Here is a 15,927-nt window from a genome sequence, read left to right as displayed (position 1 = left end):
CGGCAACTAAACGCAGAACCTGTCTTATTGTGTTCTTGCTGAAGAGCACAATGGGACAGGTTCCAGACAAATCAACGTATTAGATAGATAAGGAATACCCCCATGTCAGAACGTCTCCAAAATGACGTGGATCCGATCGAAACTCGCGACTGGCTACAGGCGATCGAATCGGTCATCCGTGAAGAAGGTGTTGAGCGCGCTCAGTATCTGATTGATCAGCTGCTTTCTGAAGCCCGCAAAGGCGGCGTGAAGGTTGCTTCAGGTGCAGGGGCTAGCAACTACGTAAACACGATTGCCGTTGAAGACGAACCGGAATACCCGGGCAATCTGGATCTGGAACGTCGTATCCGTTCAGCTATCCGCTGGAACGCCATCATGACTGTTCTGCGCGCGTCCAAGAAAGATCTGGAGCTGGGTGGCCACATGGCGTCCTTCCAGTCTTCTGCGACCGTTTACGAAGTGTGCTTTAACCACTTCTTCCGTGCAGCGAACGAGAAAGACGGCGGCGATCTGGTGTACTTCCAGGGCCACATCTCTCCGGGCATCTATGCACGTGCATTCCTGGAAGGTCGTCTGACTGAAGAGCAGATGAACAACTTCCGTCAGGAAGTTCACGGTAAAGGTCTGTCTTCTTACCCGCACCCTAAACTGATGCCTGAATTCTGGCAGTTCCCGACCGTATCCATGGGTCTGGGTCCAATCGGTGCGATCTATCAGGCTAAATTCCTGAAATATCTGGAACACCGTGGTCTGAAAGACACCTCTGAGCAGACCGTTTACGCCTTCCTGGGCGACGGCGAAATGGATGAACCAGAATCTAAAGGTGCGATCACCATCGCAACCCGTGAGAAGCTGGACAACCTGTGCTTCATCATCAACTGTAACCTGCAGCGTCTGGATGGTCCGGTAACCGGTAACGGCAAGATCATCAACGAACTGGAAGGCATCTTCGCGGGTGCTGGCTGGAACGTAATCAAAGTCATGTGGGGTTCCCGTTGGGACGAACTGCTGCGTAAAGACACCAGCGGTAAACTGATCCAACTGATGAACGAAACCGTTGACGGTGACTACCAGACCTTCAAATCCAAAGACGGTGCCTACGTGCGTGAGCACTTCTTCGGTAAATACCCTGAAACCGCCGCACTGGTTGCAGACTGGACTGATGAGCAGATCTGGGCGCTGAACCGTGGTGGTCACGATCCGAAGAAAATCTACGCGGCACTGAAAAAAGCGCGTGAGACCAAAGGTAAAGCGACTGTTATCCTGGCCCATACCATCAAAGGTTACGGCATGGGTGATACCGCAGAAGGTAAAAACATCGCTCACCAGGTTAAGAAAATGAACATGGACGGCGTGCGTTATATCCGCGACCGTTTCAACGTTCCAGTGACCGATGAGCAGGTAGAAAACCTGTCTTACATCACCTTCCCGGAAGGTTCTGAAGAGCACAAGTACCTGCACGAACGTCGTCAGGCGCTGAAAGGCTACCTGCCAGCTCGTCAGCCTAACTTCACCGAGAAGCTGGAACTGCCAGCGCTGGAAGACTTCTCACAGCTGCTCGAAGAGCAGAACAAAGAGATCTCTACCACTATCGCTTTCGTTCGTGCCCTGAACGTGATGCTGAAGAACAAGTCGATCAAAGATCGTCTGGTGCCAATCATCGCCGACGAAGCGCGTACTTTCGGTATGGAAGGTCTGTTCCGTCAGATCGGTATCTACAGCCCGAACGGCCAGCAGTACACCCCGCAGGACCGTGAGCAGGTTGCTTACTATAAAGAAGACGAGAAAGGTCAGATCCTGCAGGAAGGTATCAACGAGCTGGGTGCAGGCGCATCCTGGCTGGCTGCTGCGACATCTTACAGCACCAACAACCTGCCGATGATCCCGTTCTACATTTACTACTCCATGTTCGGGTTCCAGCGTATCGGTGACCTGTGCTGGCAGGCAGGCGACCAGCAGGCTCGCGGCTTCCTGATCGGTGGTACTTCTGGTCGTACGACCCTGAACGGTGAAGGTCTGCAGCACGAAGATGGTCACAGCCACATTCAGTCTCTAACTATCCCTAACTGTATCTCTTACGACCCGTCTTACGCGTACGAAGTGGCAGTCATCATGCATGACGGTCTGCAGCGCATGTACGGTGAAGCGCAAGAGAACATTTACTACTACATCACCACCCTGAACGAAAACTACCACATGCCGGCAATGCCAGCAGGTGCCGAGGAAGGTATCCGTAAAGGTATCTACAAACTCGAAACTGTTGAAGGTAGCAAAGGTAAAGTTCAGCTGCTGGGCTCCGGCTCTATCCTGCGTCACGTGCGTGAAGCCGCACAGATCCTGGCGAAGGACTACGGTGTCGGTTCCGACGTGTACAGCGTGACCTCCTTCACTGAACTGGCTCGTGATGGCCAGGATTGTGAGCGCTGGAACATGCTGCACCCAATGGAAACTCCACGCGTTCCGTACATCGCTCAGGTGATGAACGACGCGCCAGCGGTGGCGTCTACTGACTATATGAAACTGTTCGCTGAGCAGGTTCGTACTTACGTTCCAGCTGATGATTATCGCGTACTGGGTACTGACGGCTTCGGTCGTTCAGACAGCCGCGAAAACCTGCGTCACCACTTCGAAGTTGATGCTTCTTACGTGGTTGTAGCAGCACTGGGCGAACTGGCTAAACGTGGCGAAATCGATAAGAAAGTGGTTGCGGACGCAATTACCAAATTCAACATCGATGCAGATAAAGTTAACCCGCGTCTGGCGTAAGAGGTAAAAGAATAATGGCTATCGAAATCAATGTACCGGACATCGGGGCTGATGAAGTTGAAATCACCGAGATCCTGGTCAAAGTGGGCGACAAAGTTGAAGCTGAACAGTCGCTGATCACCGTAGAAGGCGACAAAGCCTCTATGGAAGTCCCGTCTCCTCAGGCTGGCATCGTTAAAGAGATTAAAGTCTCTGTTGGCGATAAAACCGAGACCGGCAAACTGATCATGATTTTCGATTCCGCCGACGGTGCAGCAGCTGCTGCACCTGCGCAGGAAGAGAAGAAAGAAGCCGCTCCGGCTGCTGCTCCAGCAGCTGCCGCCGCAGCAAAAGAAGTGAACGTGCCTGACATCGGCGGTGACGAAGTTGAAGTCACCGAAATCCTGGTGAAAGTGGGCGACACCGTTGCGGCTGAGCAGTCACTGATCACCGTAGAAGGTGACAAAGCCTCTATGGAAGTCCCTGCGCCGTTCGCGGGTACCGTTAAAGAGATCAAGATCAACACCGGTGACAAAGTGTCTACTGGCTCCCTGATCATGGTCTTCGAAGTGGCGGGTGCTGCACCTGCTTCCGCGCCTGCTCAGGCTGCTGCTCCGGCTCCGGCCGCTGCACCGGCTGCTGCTGGCGGCGCGAAAGACGTTAACGTACCGGACATCGGCGGTGACGAAGTTGAAGTGACGGAAGTGATGGTGAAAGTGGGCGACAAAGTTGCCGCTGAACAGTCACTGATCACCGTTGAAGGCGATAAAGCTTCCATGGAAGTTCCTGCGCCGTTCGCGGGTACCGTTAAAGAGATCAAAATCAGCACTGGCGACAAAGTGTCTACCGGCTCTCTGATCATGGTCTTCGAAGTGGAAGGCGCTGCGCCTGCCGCCGCTCCGGCTGCCGCTGCTGCTCCAGCACCGGCTGCTGCACCGGCTCAGGCTGCTAAACCTGCTGCTGCACCTGCTGCGAAAGCAGAAAAATCTGAGTTCGCTGAAAACGACGCGTATGTCCACGCCACCCCGCTCATTCGTCGGCTGGCGCGCGAGTTCGGTGTGAACCTGGCGAAAGTGAAAGGGACTGGCCGTAAGGGGCGTATCCTGCGCGAAGACGTTCAGACCTACGTGAAAGACGCGGTGAAACGTGCCGAAGCTGCACCTGCTGCAGCCGCTGGCGGCGGTATCCCGGGCATGCTGCCATGGCCGAAAGTGGACTTCAGCAAGTTCGGCGAAATCGAAGAAGTGGAACTGGGCCGTATCCAGAAAATCTCTGGTGCTAACCTGAGCCGTAACTGGGTGATGATCCCGCACGTTACGCACTTCGACAAAACCGATATCACCGATCTGGAAGCGTTCCGTAAACAGCAGAACGCCGAAGCTGAGAAGCGTAAACTGGACGTGAAATTCACCCCAGTGGTCTTCATCATGAAAGCCGTTGCCGCTGCACTTGAGCAGATGCCACGCTTCAACAGCTCCCTGTCTGAAGACGGCCAGAAGCTGACGCTGAAGAAATACATCAACATCGGTGTTGCGGTTGATACGCCAAATGGTCTGGTTGTTCCGGTCTTCAAGGACGTGAACAAGAAGAGCATCACTGAGCTGTCCCGTGAACTGACCACCATCTCCAAAAAAGCGCGTGATGGTAAGCTGACTGCCGGCGAAATGCAGGGCGGCTGCTTCACTATCTCCAGCATCGGCGGCCTGGGCACTACCCACTTCGCGCCGATTGTGAACGCGCCGGAAGTGGCTATCCTCGGTGTGTCCAAGTCCGCGATGGAGCCGGTGTGGAATGGTAAAGAGTTTGTGCCGCGTCTGATGATGCCAATCTCTCTGTCCTTCGACCACCGCGTGATCGACGGTGCTGATGGTGCGCGTTTCATCACCATCATCAACAACATGCTGAGCGACATTCGCCGCCTGGTGATGTAATCGAAAAGCCGGCCAGTCGGCCGGCTTTTTTCTGGTAATCTCATGCTGTTTTTGAGGTTACTGGCGTAAGCAAAAATTCATGAGCCGTTTGTTGTTTCAAAATTGTTAACAATTTTGTAAAATGCGGGCGGATAGAACGACCCGGTGGACGACGGGTATAAATTAAGAGGTCATGATGAGCACAGAAATCAAAACTCAGGTCGTAGTACTTGGGGCAGGCCCGGCAGGTTATTCCGCAGCATTCCGCGCCGCGGATTTAGGTCTGGAAACCGTCATCGTAGAACGTTACAACACCCTCGGTGGTGTTTGTCTGAACGTCGGCTGTATCCCTTCTAAAGCGCTGCTGCACGTCGCGAAAGTGATCGAAGAAGCCAAAGCGCTAGCTGAACACGGTATCGTCTTCGGCGAGCCGAAAACCGATATCGACAAAATTCGTACCTGGAAAGAGAAAGTTATCACTCAGCTGACCGGCGGTCTGGCGGGTATGGCCAAAGGCCGTAAAGTGAAAGTGGTAAACGGTCTGGGTAAATTCACCGGTGCGAACACCCTGGAAGTGGAAGGCGAAAACGGCAAAACCGTGATCAACTTCGACAACGCGATCATCGCGGCAGGTTCTCGCCCAATCGAACTGCCATTCATTCCACATGAAGATCCGCGCGTGTGGGATTCCACCGATGCACTGGAGCTGAAAACCGTTCCTAAGCGCCTGCTGGTTATGGGTGGCGGTATCATCGGTCTGGAAATGGGTACCGTGTACCATGCGCTGGGTTCAGACATTGACGTGGTTGAAATGTTCGACCAGGTTATCCCGGCTGCAGACAAAGACATCGTTAAAGTCTTCACCAAACGTATCAGCAAGAAATTCAACCTGATGCTGGAAACCAAAGTAACTGCCGTTGAAGCTAAAGAAGACGGTATTTACGTTTCCATGGAAGGCAAAAAAGCCCCATCCGAACCACAGCGTTACGACGCCGTGCTGGTGGCTATCGGCCGTGTGCCGAACGGTAAAAACCTCGACGCGGGCAAAGCTGGCGTGGAAGTGGACGACCGTGGCTTTATCCGCGTTGACAAACAGCTGCGCACTAACGTGCCGCACATCTTTGCTATCGGCGATATCGTCGGTCAGCCAATGCTGGCACACAAAGGTGTTCACGAAGGTCACGTTGCCGCTGAAGTTATCGCCGGCATGAAACACTACTTCGATCCGAAAGTGATCCCATCTATCGCGTACACCGAGCCAGAAGTGGCATGGGTGGGTCTGACTGAGAAAGAAGCGAAAGAGAAAGGCATCAGCTACGAAACCGCCACCTTCCCGTGGGCTGCTTCTGGCCGTGCTATCGCTTCCGACTGCGCAGACGGTATGACCAAACTGATCTTCGACAAAGAGACTCACCGCGTGATCGGTGGTGCGATTGTCGGGACCAACGGCGGCGAGCTGCTGGGTGAAATCGGTCTGGCGATCGAAATGGGTTGCGACGCGGAAGACATCGCGCTGACCATCCACGCTCACCCGACTCTGCACGAGTCCGTGGGCCTGGCGGCAGAAGTGTTTGAAGGTAGCATCACCGACCTGCCAAACGCGAAAGCGAAGAAGAAATAAGTTTCTTTTGATTGCTAAACGCCTCTCCGGAGGCGTTTTTTTTGCCCTGAAACTACCCAAATTGGTAGTCATCTCGTTGATATTTCCGCTAAAAATTCCTCTTCATCTGCCGATACTTTTTTCACCGTTGTGTGGCTACTGGCTGCGCTGTTCAGGGGTTCTGGACTTTTAATTACACGAAAAAAGGAAAACGCATGTCTTTAAAGAAAGTTGTGGGAATTGGCTTACTGGCGTCAGTCATGACGCTGACCGGATGTGGCGCGATGACGACTGCCGTGAAAAAACGCAACCTGGAAGTGAAAACCCAGATGAGTGAGACCATCTGGCTTGAGCCTTCCAGTGAAAAAACGGTCTACATCCAGGTTAAAAACACCTCCGATAAAGACATGAGCAACCTCCAGACGCTGCTGGCAAACGATCTGAGCGCTAAAGGGTATAAGGTAACGTCCTCACCTGACAGCGCATACTACTGGGTGCAGGCTAACGTCCTTAAAGCAGACAAAATGGACCTGCGCGAGTCTCAGGGCTACCTGAAAACCGGCTATGAAGGCGCCGCCGTGGGGGCCGCTCTGGGTGCCGGTATTACCGCCTACAACAGCAACTCCTCTGGCGCCGCGCTGGGCGTGGGTCTGGCGGCTGGGCTAATTGGCATGGCGGCAGATGCGATGGTAGAAGATGTGAACTACACCATGGTTACCGACCTGCAGATCTCTGAGCGTAGCAAAGCGAAAGTCACCACCGATAACATTGCGGCGCTGCGTCAGGGTACGTCCGGCGTGAAGCTTCAAACCAGCAGCGAGCAGGGCGATCGCGCGAAGTATCAGACCCGCGTGGTATCGAATGCTAACAAGGTCAATTTGAAATTCGAAGAAGCGAAACCAGTTCTGGAAGCGCAGTTGGCGAAATCGGTGGCAAATATTCTGTAAGTAAAACAGCCGGGTGGCGGCTTCGCCTTACCCGGCCTACAAAACGTGGTCCGTTGACGTTACTCAGGGTTCGACGGGCTGCCAGGTTTTATCCGGGCTATACGCGGTCATCGCCCGGACTATCTGCTCAGAATCGCGGCCGAGATCGGACTGGTAAACCTTGTCGTTCTGGTTTATCACGAAGCTCATCACGCCGGTTTGACCATAGCTGACCGGCCAGGCTACCATCGCGAAACCGTTATTATCCGGCAGGATGCGGAATCGATAGCCGTGGTATCCCGCCCCAGGCTCTTTCGGACTGAACGCCGGACCAAGCGGGCTTGGCGTTTCGCCTGGCGAGACGGGCCAGTACAAACCATCCTTTTTCCCGTCCGCGCTGACAATTTTCTGCGCGTATTTCTGGTTCAGCGCAAAATAGTTCTGCTGGGCATCCACATAGGCATGTAAGGCTTCAATGGCGGCAAGCTCGTTACGCCCAATCTCGCGGGTCAGGATCTCCTCGGCCCCTTCTTTCATGTCAAATTGCCAGCCGGAAGCGGTTTTAACCACCGGGATGGGAAGCTGCCAGCCGCTGTCTCCGACAGCAAGATGTGCTGTGTTACCCTCGACAACCGTGTAGTGCCGGACTTTCCAGTCACGCAGGAAGCGAGCAACGGCATCAGGATCTACCCCTTCAGGCGGCAGAAAGTCGCGCCAGTTTTCACCGAGCAGATTGCTCATCGCACTTTCGTTTTGCTCGCTGATGGCGCTGGCCAGCGCATCTGTTGCCTGTTCTGGCGTGCTGAAAGATTGCTGCGCCATCGCGGCCGCCGACATCATGAACACCACCATTCCACAGAGAAGTTTATTTTTCATGTTTGCTCCCTTAACGATGACGGAATTCACGGTGTTCAACACGTCCGGCGGATGCCTGACGCGGCTGCTGATGACGGGCCGCCAGTTGTCTGCTTTGCGAACCACGCTGCTGCTGGGCTTGCCAGTTGGCGGAGCGACTGTCGTTACCGCTCAGCGCATTCGCCCGGGGCTGACTGGTTCGCTGCTGTAGCGCGTGTTGCTGCGCAGGTTGTGAGATTCGTTTCTCCTGTCGCTGCGTTGCGGTCTGGCGGTTTTCGCGATGCTGTGTGGTTGTCCGCTTCGCCGTCTGAGGTTTGGTGTCATAGCCACGGTAGTTACTGCGCTGAGAAATCTGCTTGAGCTGTTCGCTTGAGGCCTGCCGCTGTGCATCTTTAATCCCCGGGTGCGCTGTCTGTGGGAAGGTTTTGCCTGTCGATTTCTCCATCTGGCTGAGGGCGGCCTGACGCTGGCTATCGCGGCTAACCGGTTTTTGCTGTGTTGCGCTGAGCCCGGTAGCCGTGTTGGTGGAGTGGAAGCGCGTGTTGAGCTGGTTTGTCGGGTACGGCACACCTTCCCGATAGGCCGGGTTGTGCTGCCAGGTGCGGCTGGCGTCCGTCAGACGCTGACCACTGATTTTATTAAAGTTCTGAACGTTAATATTGATGTTGTTATCACCGTTGCGATTATAGCCGCCGTGATCCCAGTCATCGTCATGATGGTGATGATCCCAGTCATCATCGTCATCCCAGTCGATATTGCTGAAAATGGCGTAGGTTGTCGCCACGCCCAGGCTAAAGCCTAAGCCTTTCACCAGGCTGTCGGTAAATTGCTCGCCAGGCGAGGGCGGGAGATAGGTTGGCGGATACGCGCTGTTTGGCCAGGTACCGTAAACCGTATTGGGGTTATAGGTGGGGACGTAAACGACCTGCGGGTCAGCGGATTCAATTTTAATGACCGTGGGTGCGGGCGCGGTAGATGTGGTTGACTCGCTGGAGGTAGTTTTCGCTGGCGCCGGTTTTGTCACGGTGGTGACCGTTTGCTGAGGCGTGGATTGTAAAGCGCCGGTCTTCTGCGCCAGCGCGCGCAGGCGCTGAACGGAATCCATCACGTCCTTCGGCTGCGCGAGAAACGCATCGCCGAGGTTTTGTACCCACGGTGGATTCCCGCCCATCAGCGACATTAACTGAGGAAACGCCACCAGCGATTTCACGCTGGGATCCCACGGCTGGCTCGCCACCGCCTGAATCGCGGCATCGCCCTGCATGTTGGGGTTATCTTTTGACCACTGCGCGGCCTGGATAACGTTGGCCGGATAGGTCGATGCCATTAAAATTTGAGACAGCAGCGCGTCCGGATAGAGCGCAATCGGGGCGACCCACTGATCGATTTGCGCGGCCGTGTAAGCTGGTGCGACAACGGGAGCGGGTTGGGCCGCAGGTGTTGCCACCTGTTGTTGGGCGACAGGCGCGGGAGCGACAGGCTCTGATGCACGGCTTTTGACAAACATCACGCCAGAGGCGGCAAACAGCCCGGTACTGCACAGAAGGACGAGCAGATGTGGCTTAAAGGGCAACTTCATATAGTGACTCCAACGAGACAAGCGCTGTGCCGTGAGGCGTTACGGTTGGCGTGAGTATTATTCACCCGTCTTTTACGGTTTTGACTTTTCTTGGGAAGCGTCGATTTTGTCCGGACAAAGAGTGTGAATATTTATTACACAATTATATCGGATGGTTGAAAAACCGCCGGGGTTTCAGAAGGCCGCTCTTGCGAGCGGCCAGCAGCTAGTTGCCGAGGTTGACGACGAACAGCACCGTGATGTCGGATATGTTCCAGCCACCGTGTAGTGCGGTAAGCAGTAAACCGATCGCAACGATCAGCGCAGTGATTCGCATCTCCATTGCATGCGTTCCTGTACAGGCTACGCGGGTTCATTCTTCACCGGGAAAGGCAGAACCAGGCAAGTTGGGATTGCCGCGTAGGTTACGGAACTGCTCCCGGGCCCGGTGACTGGTTGCTACGCCAGCGAAGCAGGCCGGGGAGAAGAGTAATCGACTCAGCGGTCTTTCAGAAGACGAAAAATGAAGTTGAACGGATTTTTATTCGAAGCAGGAAGGCGCTACGCAAAATCGACATAATGGCTTGCAAGCCAGCGTGGCGTGATGCAAAATTCATCGCGTTGGGATTGCCGCAAATCTGCCAACCCGGTGTGCTACCACCGCAAGGCAACAAATTAACCGCTGTGAGGCGGTTTTTTTGTACCCCGAATTCGTCTCGTTTCCCCGCTACACCATGCTTAACGATTCAGCAAATATTTTAATGTTGCTTTTTTGTAAACAGATTAACACTGTGCAGAAATCCTGCTATGCTGCCCGACGCGGTATCGGGCATTTACCCTACAAACTGCTGTCTCACAGGAGCGTGAAGAGAACGCCCGCCGCATATGACAATGAGAGCGAGGAGAACCGTCGTGCTAGAAGAATACCGTAAGCACGTAGCAGAACGTGCCGCCGAGGGAATTGTACCCAAACCGTTAGATGCAACCCAAATGGCCGCGCTCGTCGAGCTGCTGAAGAACCCGCCTAAGGGCGAAGAAGAATTCCTGTTAGATCTGCTGATCAACCGCGTACCGCCTGGCGTAGATGAAGCTGCCTACGTAAAAGCCGGATTCCTTGCTGCTATCGCCAAAGGCGAAACCACCTCCCCACTGGTTACTCCTGAAAAAGCCATTGAACTGCTCGGCACTATGCAGGGTGGTTACAACATTCATCCGCTGATTGACGCGCTGGATAACGACACGCTGGCACCGATTGCCGCGAAAGCGCTCTCTTCAACGCTGCTGATGTTCGATAACTTCTACGATGTCGAAGAAAAAGCCAAAGCGGGCAATGTCTATGCGAAGCAGGTGATGCAGTCCTGGGCGGACGCCGAATGGTTCCTCAACCGTCCGGCCCTGGCTGAAAAAATTACCGTGACCGTCTTCAAAGTGACCGGTGAAACCAACACCGATGACCTCTCTCCGGCGCCGGATGCGTGGTCTCGTCCTGATATCCCTCTGCACGCCCTGGCGATGCTGAAGAACGCCCGTGAAGGCATTGAGCCGGATCAGCCGGGTAGCGTCGGCCCGATCAAACAGATCGAAGCGCTTCAGGAGAAAGGTTTCCCGCTGGCCTATGTGGGTGATGTTGTGGGTACCGGTTCTTCCCGTAAGTCCGCGACCAACTCCGTGCTGTGGTTCATGGGTGACGACATTCCGCACGTGCCTAACAAGCGCGGCGGCGGCCTGTGCCTTGGCGGCAAAATTGCCCCTATCTTCTTTAACACCATGGAAGATGCAGGTGCGCTGCCAATTGAAGTGGATGTCAGTAACCTGAACATGGGCGACGTGATTGACGTCTACCCGTATAAAGGCGAAGTGCGTAACCACGACACTAACGAACTGCTGGCAAGCTTCGAGCTGAAAACCGACGTGCTGATCGACGAAGTGCGTGCCGGTGGCCGTATCCCGCTGATCATCGGCCGTGGCCTGACCACCAAAGCGCGTGAAGCGCTGGGCCTGCCGCACTCAGACGTGTTCCGTCACGCGAAAGATGTTGCGGAAAGCAACCGTGGTTATTCGCTGGCGCAGAAAATGGTGGGTCGCGCGTGCGGCGTCGCGGGTATTCGCCCTGGCGCATACTGCGAGCCGAAAATGACTTCCGTGGGGTCTCAGGACACCACCGGCCCAATGACCCGTGACGAACTGAAAGACCTGGCGTGCCTGGGCTTCTCTTCTGATCTGGTGATGCAGTCCTTCTGTCACACAGCGGCGTATCCGAAGCCGGTTGACGTGACCACGCACCACACGCTGCCAGACTTCATCATGAACCGTGGCGGTGTCTCCCTGCGTCCAGGTGACGGTGTTATCCACTCCTGGCTGAACCGCATGCTGCTGCCGGATACCGTGGGTACCGGTGGTGACTCCCACACCCGTTTCCCTATCGGTATCTCCTTCCCGGCGGGCTCCGGTCTGGTGGCATTTGCGGCTGCGACCGGTGTGATGCCGCTGGATATGCCGGAATCAGTGCTGGTGCGCTTCAAAGGTAAAATGCAGCCGGGTATCACCCTGCGCGACCTGGTTCACGCGATCCCGCTGTATGCGATTAAACAGGGCCTGCTGACCGTTGAGAAGAAAGGGAAGAAAAACATCTTCTCTGGCCGCATCCTGGAAATCGAAGGTCTGCCGGATCTGAAAGTGGAGCAGGCGTTCGAGCTGACCGATGCCTCCGCTGAGCGTTCTGCGGCGGGCTGTACCATCAAGCTGAACAAAGAGCCGATTATTGAGTATCTGACCTCCAACATCGTGCTGCTGAAGTGGATGATTGCAGAAGGCTACGGCGACCGTCGTACGCTGGAGCGTCGTATCCAGGGCATGGAGAAATGGCTGGCGGATCCGCAGCTGCTGGAAGCGGACGCTGACGCAGAGTATGCGGCGGTGATCGACATCGATCTGGCGGATATCAAAGAGCCAATCCTGTGTGCACCGAACGATCCTGACGATGCGCGTCTGCTCTCTGATGTGCAGGGCGATAAGATCGACGAAGTGTTCATCGGTTCCTGCATGACCAACATCGGTCACTTCCGTGCTGCCGGTAAGCTGCTGGATACCCATAAAGGCCAGCTGCCGACCCGCCTGTGGGTGGCACCGCCAACCCGTATGGATGCCGCACAGCTGACGGAAGAAGGTTACTACAGCGTGTTTGGTAAGAGTGGTGCGCGTATCGAAATCCCTGGTTGTTCCCTGTGTATGGGTAACCAGGCGCGCGTGGCGGACGGTGCGACGGTGGTCTCCACCTCTACCCGTAACTTCCCGAACCGTTTAGGTACCGGTGCGAACGTTTACCTGGCTTCTGCGGAGCTGGCTGCGGTTGCGGCGCTGATTGGCAAGCTGCCCACGCCGGAAGAGTACCAGACCTTTGTGGCTCAGGTAGATAAGACGGCGGTGGACACCTATCGCTATCTGAACTTCGACCAGCTCTCTCAGTACACCGAGAAGGCTGACGGGGTTATCTTCCAGACCGCGGTATAAACGGCAAAACCGTCTCTGTTGAGACGGTTTTTAGTGTTTGCACCCTCTCCCGTGGGAGAGGGACGGGGTGAGGGCATCAGGCCGCTGGGTCTTGCTCTCACCTTTTTATTTTCATTCCTCCCGCCTCTCCCGCTTTTTTTCTTCCTCTCTGCTGCGATAATTACCCTAATGGCTTTGCAGAGGAAAATACTATGGATTACGAATTTCTGCGCGACATCACCGGAGTGGTGAAAGTGCGTATGTCGATGGGGCACGAAGCCGTTGGCCACTGGTTTAACGAAGAGGTGAAAGAGGATCTCGCGCTGCTGGATGAAGTTGAACAGGCGGCGAAGACGGTAAAAGGCAGTGAACGCTCCTGGCAACGTGCCGGACATGAATACACGCTGTGGATGGATGGCGAAGAGGTGATGGTGCGCGCCAACCAGCTGGAGTTTTCGGGTGATGAGATGGAAGAGGGGATGAGCTACTACGATGAAGAGAGCCTGTCGCTGTGCGGCGTTGAGGACTTTTTGCAGGTGGTAGCTGCGTACCGGGCGTTTATGAAACAGAAGTAACGGAAATTCCCTCCGGAGAGTACCGGAGGGAATCTGCGGGTTTTACGCTACAGTAAAAATCTCACAAAATTAGCGGTAGGGTTGGTCGCTTCAACGGGCGTTGCCCTCCCGGCGCTGAACGACCACGCCTGGCATTGGGAGGCGACTGGCATACCGTCGTTACGTACAAGGAATTTCACACCACCTGGGTTTTGCGGCGGATCGCTGACCGGCATTCCGCAGGCGATCAGAAAATCAATGTCGCTGTTTTTGCTCTGCAGCTCCGCTATCCGTTGCTCCCAGCCCGCCGGGCGAACATTCCCCTGCGTGAAGTAATCCAGACAGATATCAATGCTGAACGGCTTATCGCCCGCATAAGTATTGGTGAAGTAATCGGTGACAACGATCCCATGCAATGATTCTGCCGACACTTCGCTGCTGTCGCCGATATGAATGATCTGACCATCCGGCAATTGGGCAGAAATATGCCCCGGGATCGCGTGGCCGTCCGTCTGAGGAAAGAAATCAATCGTGGAAACGTAGCGTTTCGGCCACATCGTCAGGGATTTATCGCTACGGGTATTTTGCCCGCACAGCAGCCAGTTCACGGCGTGAAAAACGGCGTCGTGGCAGGGCGTCTTCTCACTCTCGTCATCGTCTCGATACAGGATGGCACAGGTTCCCGCCAGAAAGGTGATGGCAGAGGAGGGATCCCCGGAACGGGCAGGGAAGGCATCAATCAGTCTGTTAACGTAGTCGCTGACATTGCTCATGTAGAAATCACCGAGCTTCATGATGTCATCTTCACTGTGCACATTACTCCAGCGGGTATTCCAGAAGAATTCTGGAAGCGTGACAAAGGTATGGTCCCAGCTACCGGAGTCGGTTTCCAGTACCGTTTTGAGCTGAGCACTGACCTGACTCAGGCGGAATTCCATCCGCTCTTTGGCGTGTGCCAGCAGATCTTCATCCGCACCTCGCAGGTCGTCTGCCTCATGCGTAAAGGAGTCAGCACACCAGGAAAGAATTCGAATTGTCATGTTACACCTCGTGATTGATCAGGATAAAAACAGGTTTTTTTCAGCGTTCCGACGTGCAGTCAGGCCCGCCAGAACCTGGCCACCGGCATGGTTCCATTTCGGAAATTCCTCAGCTGCGCCGTTGAAGTCTCCGCTGTTCACTTTGCGCAACAGGGTTGAACTCTTCAGATTGGCTGGCCCCAGGTTAAAGGCGAAGCTCACCAGGGCATCGAACTGGTTCTGGGTGACTTCCACCGTCAGCATGTTGTTGACGTCATGCTCAAAACGCTGCAAGTCCTCACGTAGGATCTGCTCCGCGTCTTCAGCGGTGATGGTTCGCGTGCCGCCTGGTGGGATCGGGGTTTCGACATGGCCATAACCGATGGTTGGAATGCCGACGGCATCTTTGTAGGTGGTTAAACGCAGGCCTTCATACTGTTTGATAAGGGCAATGCCGCCATTGCCCGTTGTTTTCAAAGCATCACTCATGGTTTTTCTCCTTTACGGGGACGGGAGTCATACGGTGGATGAATTCATCAAGCAGGCGCAGCACCGCTTCTGGCGGCTCCTGAGCGACAAAATCAATTTCAATATCAATGTTTTGGGTGTCCGTTTTACCTTCATGGGGCTGGGGCGCCATGGTGACGAGGAAGTGGCCACGCTCTCCCTGTCCCGTTAGCGTGCTTATGGATTCGGTTGCATCACCGCGAACGGTCAGGCGCATCTTCATTCTCTCCATCGAGAGATTGCGCGGTGGTGCAAGCGTTACCAGCGGCACGTTCAAACGATGCTCATCATCCAGCTGAAGCTCGGCGTAGTCGGGTTTGTAGCTACCGTCCGGAGCCTGCTCAAACAACTGGGAGAGCACGGCGATGTACTGATGGGTCATATACTGGTTGGCACTGAAAGCCGCGTGCTGGAGCCCTTGTACCAGGGTATCTAAGCCCATAGCGTGGTTGCCCTTGTTGCCGGCAGGAGGCGGCGGCGTACCGTTATCGCCTCCACCGGCACCGCCGTTATTTCCCCCGCCATTGCCTCCGGTGTTGCCACTTTCCCCTGTGGGAGCATGGGACGGCGTTATGTCCGGTGGATCTTCTGATGACAGCGTTGTCGGTTTATCCGCCGGGGTTTCGGGACTGGTTTCAGGCGTTACAGCGTCGGGCGATTTACGGCTGAACCAGAATCGACGTGAATCAGGCATGCTTTTTCTCCTTCAGGCAGGTGTCCGTAAGCCGGGCACCTGCCAGGGGTATTAAATGCGTTTGAATGTG

The 15,927-nt window shown here is 55.0% G+C and carries 11 protein-coding genes; 6 read left to right on the top strand and 5 right to left on the bottom strand.

The features are described from left to right. Nucleotides 1-102: 102 nt before the first annotated feature. The 4 genes from aceE (at nucleotide 103) to traT (ending at nucleotide 7,202) form a co-directional block, all read left to right on the top strand. Nucleotides 103-2,766, top strand: a complete 2,664-nt coding sequence (aceE, locus tag O1723_RS17895) for a pyruvate dehydrogenase (acetyl-transferring), homodimeric type (RefSeq protein ID WP_014882566.1) — start codon at nucleotides 103-105, stop codon at nucleotides 2,764-2,766. A 14-nt stretch (nucleotides 2,767-2,780) separates the two neighbouring features. Then, nucleotides 2,781-4,676: a pyruvate dehydrogenase complex dihydrolipoyllysine-residue acetyltransferase gene (gene aceF / locus O1723_RS17890; protein WP_014882567.1), complete on the top strand. Its 1,896-nt coding sequence runs from the start codon at nucleotides 2,781-2,783 to the stop codon at nucleotides 4,674-4,676. A gap of 175 nt (nucleotides 4,677-4,851) precedes the next feature. Continuing rightward, nucleotides 4,852-6,276: a dihydrolipoyl dehydrogenase gene (gene lpdA, locus O1723_RS17885; RefSeq protein WP_014882568.1), complete on the top strand. Its 1,425-nt coding sequence runs from the start codon at nucleotides 4,852-4,854 to the stop codon at nucleotides 6,274-6,276. A gap of 194 nt (nucleotides 6,277-6,470) precedes the next feature. After that, nucleotides 6,471-7,202, top strand: a complete 732-nt coding sequence (traT, locus tag O1723_RS17880) for a conjugal transfer complement resistance protein TraT (protein WP_014882569.1) — start codon at nucleotides 6,471-6,473, stop codon at nucleotides 7,200-7,202. A 63-nt stretch (nucleotides 7,203-7,265) separates the two neighbouring features. On the opposite strand, the gene O1723_RS17875 is transcribed toward traT, so the two are convergent. Next, a complete protein-coding gene (locus tag O1723_RS17875) occupies nucleotides 7,266-8,057 on the bottom strand; it encodes a DUF2950 family protein (RefSeq protein WP_014882570.1) in 792 nt (263 codons plus the stop codon). Between the two features lie 10 nt (nucleotides 8,058-8,067). Beyond that, nucleotides 8,068-9,615 carry a DUF3300 domain-containing protein gene (locus O1723_RS17870; protein WP_014882571.1) on the bottom strand — a complete coding sequence of 516 codons (1,548 nt, stop codon included), beginning with the start codon at nucleotides 9,613-9,615 and terminating at the stop codon, nucleotides 8,068-8,070. Between the two features lie 891 nt (nucleotides 9,616-10,506). On the opposite strand from O1723_RS17870, the gene acnB reads away from it, so the two are divergent. Together acnB and yacL are read left to right on the top strand one after the other, a co-directional pair. Continuing rightward, nucleotides 10,507-13,104 (top strand): bifunctional aconitate hydratase 2/2-methylisocitrate dehydratase, encoded by a 2,598-nt coding sequence (gene acnB, locus O1723_RS17865; RefSeq protein ID WP_014882573.1) that lies wholly within the window; start codon nucleotides 10,507-10,509, stop codon nucleotides 13,102-13,104. A 191-nt stretch (nucleotides 13,105-13,295) separates the two neighbouring features. Then, complete coding sequence (gene yacL, locus O1723_RS17860; RefSeq protein ID WP_014882574.1) at nucleotides 13,296-13,658, top strand: protein YacL; 363 nt, start codon at nucleotides 13,296-13,298, stop codon at nucleotides 13,656-13,658. A 47-nt stretch (nucleotides 13,659-13,705) separates the two neighbouring features. Here yacL and O1723_RS17855 read toward each other — a convergent pair whose 3' ends face one another. From O1723_RS17855 to O1723_RS17845, 3 genes are read right to left on the bottom strand one after another with little or no spacing between them, the layout of a single operon-like run. Further along, nucleotides 13,706-14,677: a hypothetical protein gene (locus O1723_RS17855; protein ID WP_014882575.1), complete on the bottom strand. Its 972-nt coding sequence runs from the start codon at nucleotides 14,675-14,677 to the stop codon at nucleotides 13,706-13,708. A gap of 18 nt (nucleotides 14,678-14,695) precedes the next feature. Then, the gene (locus O1723_RS17850) at nucleotides 14,696-15,145 is read right to left on the bottom strand and encodes a lysozyme (protein ID WP_014882576.1); all 450 of its coding nucleotides are present in this window, start codon (nucleotides 15,143-15,145) and stop codon (nucleotides 14,696-14,698) included. Then, a complete protein-coding gene (locus tag O1723_RS17845) occupies nucleotides 15,138-15,857 on the bottom strand; it encodes a DUF2589 domain-containing protein (RefSeq protein WP_014882577.1) in 720 nt (239 codons plus the stop codon). The genes O1723_RS17850 and O1723_RS17845 overlap by 8 nt, the downstream gene beginning before the upstream one ends. Nucleotides 15,858-15,927: the final 70 nt, after the last annotated feature.

Source organism: Enterobacter cloacae complex sp. HYC080_NIDB, from assembly GCF_056673325.1.
The sequence above is the reverse complement of the archived record's forward strand: the minus strand, read 5'-3'. Positions and strand labels throughout refer to the sequence as shown.

What these genes read in the sequence shown, in the direction of transcription:
- aceE (WP_014882566.1), top strand. Translation starts at nt 103, where the DNA reads ATGTCAGAACGTCTCCAAAATGACGTGGATCCGATCGAAACTCGCGAC.
- aceF (WP_014882567.1), top strand. Translation starts at nt 2,781, where the DNA reads ATGGCTATCGAAATCAATGTACCGGACATCGGGGCTGATGAAGTTGAA.
- lpdA (WP_014882568.1), top strand. Translation starts at nt 4,852, where the DNA reads ATGAGCACAGAAATCAAAACTCAGGTCGTAGTACTTGGGGCAGGCCCG.
- traT (WP_014882569.1), top strand. Translation starts at nt 6,471, where the DNA reads ATGTCTTTAAAGAAAGTTGTGGGAATTGGCTTACTGGCGTCAGTCATG.
- O1723_RS17875 (WP_014882570.1), bottom strand. Translation starts at nt 8,057, where the DNA reads ATGAAAAATAAACTTCTCTGTGGAATGGTGGTGTTCATGATGTCGGCG.
- O1723_RS17870 (WP_014882571.1), bottom strand. Translation starts at nt 9,615, where the DNA reads ATGAAGTTGCCCTTTAAGCCACATCTGCTCGTCCTTCTGTGCAGTACC.
- yacL (WP_014882574.1), top strand. Translation starts at nt 13,296, where the DNA reads ATGGATTACGAATTTCTGCGCGACATCACCGGAGTGGTGAAAGTGCGT.
- O1723_RS17855 (WP_014882575.1), bottom strand. Translation starts at nt 14,677, where the DNA reads ATGACAATTCGAATTCTTTCCTGGTGTGCTGACTCCTTTACGCATGAG.
- O1723_RS17850 (WP_014882576.1), bottom strand. Translation starts at nt 15,145, where the DNA reads ATGAGTGATGCTTTGAAAACAACGGGCAATGGCGGCATTGCCCTTATC.
- O1723_RS17845 (WP_014882577.1), bottom strand. Translation starts at nt 15,857, where the DNA reads ATGCCTGATTCACGTCGATTCTGGTTCAGCCGTAAATCGCCCGACGCT.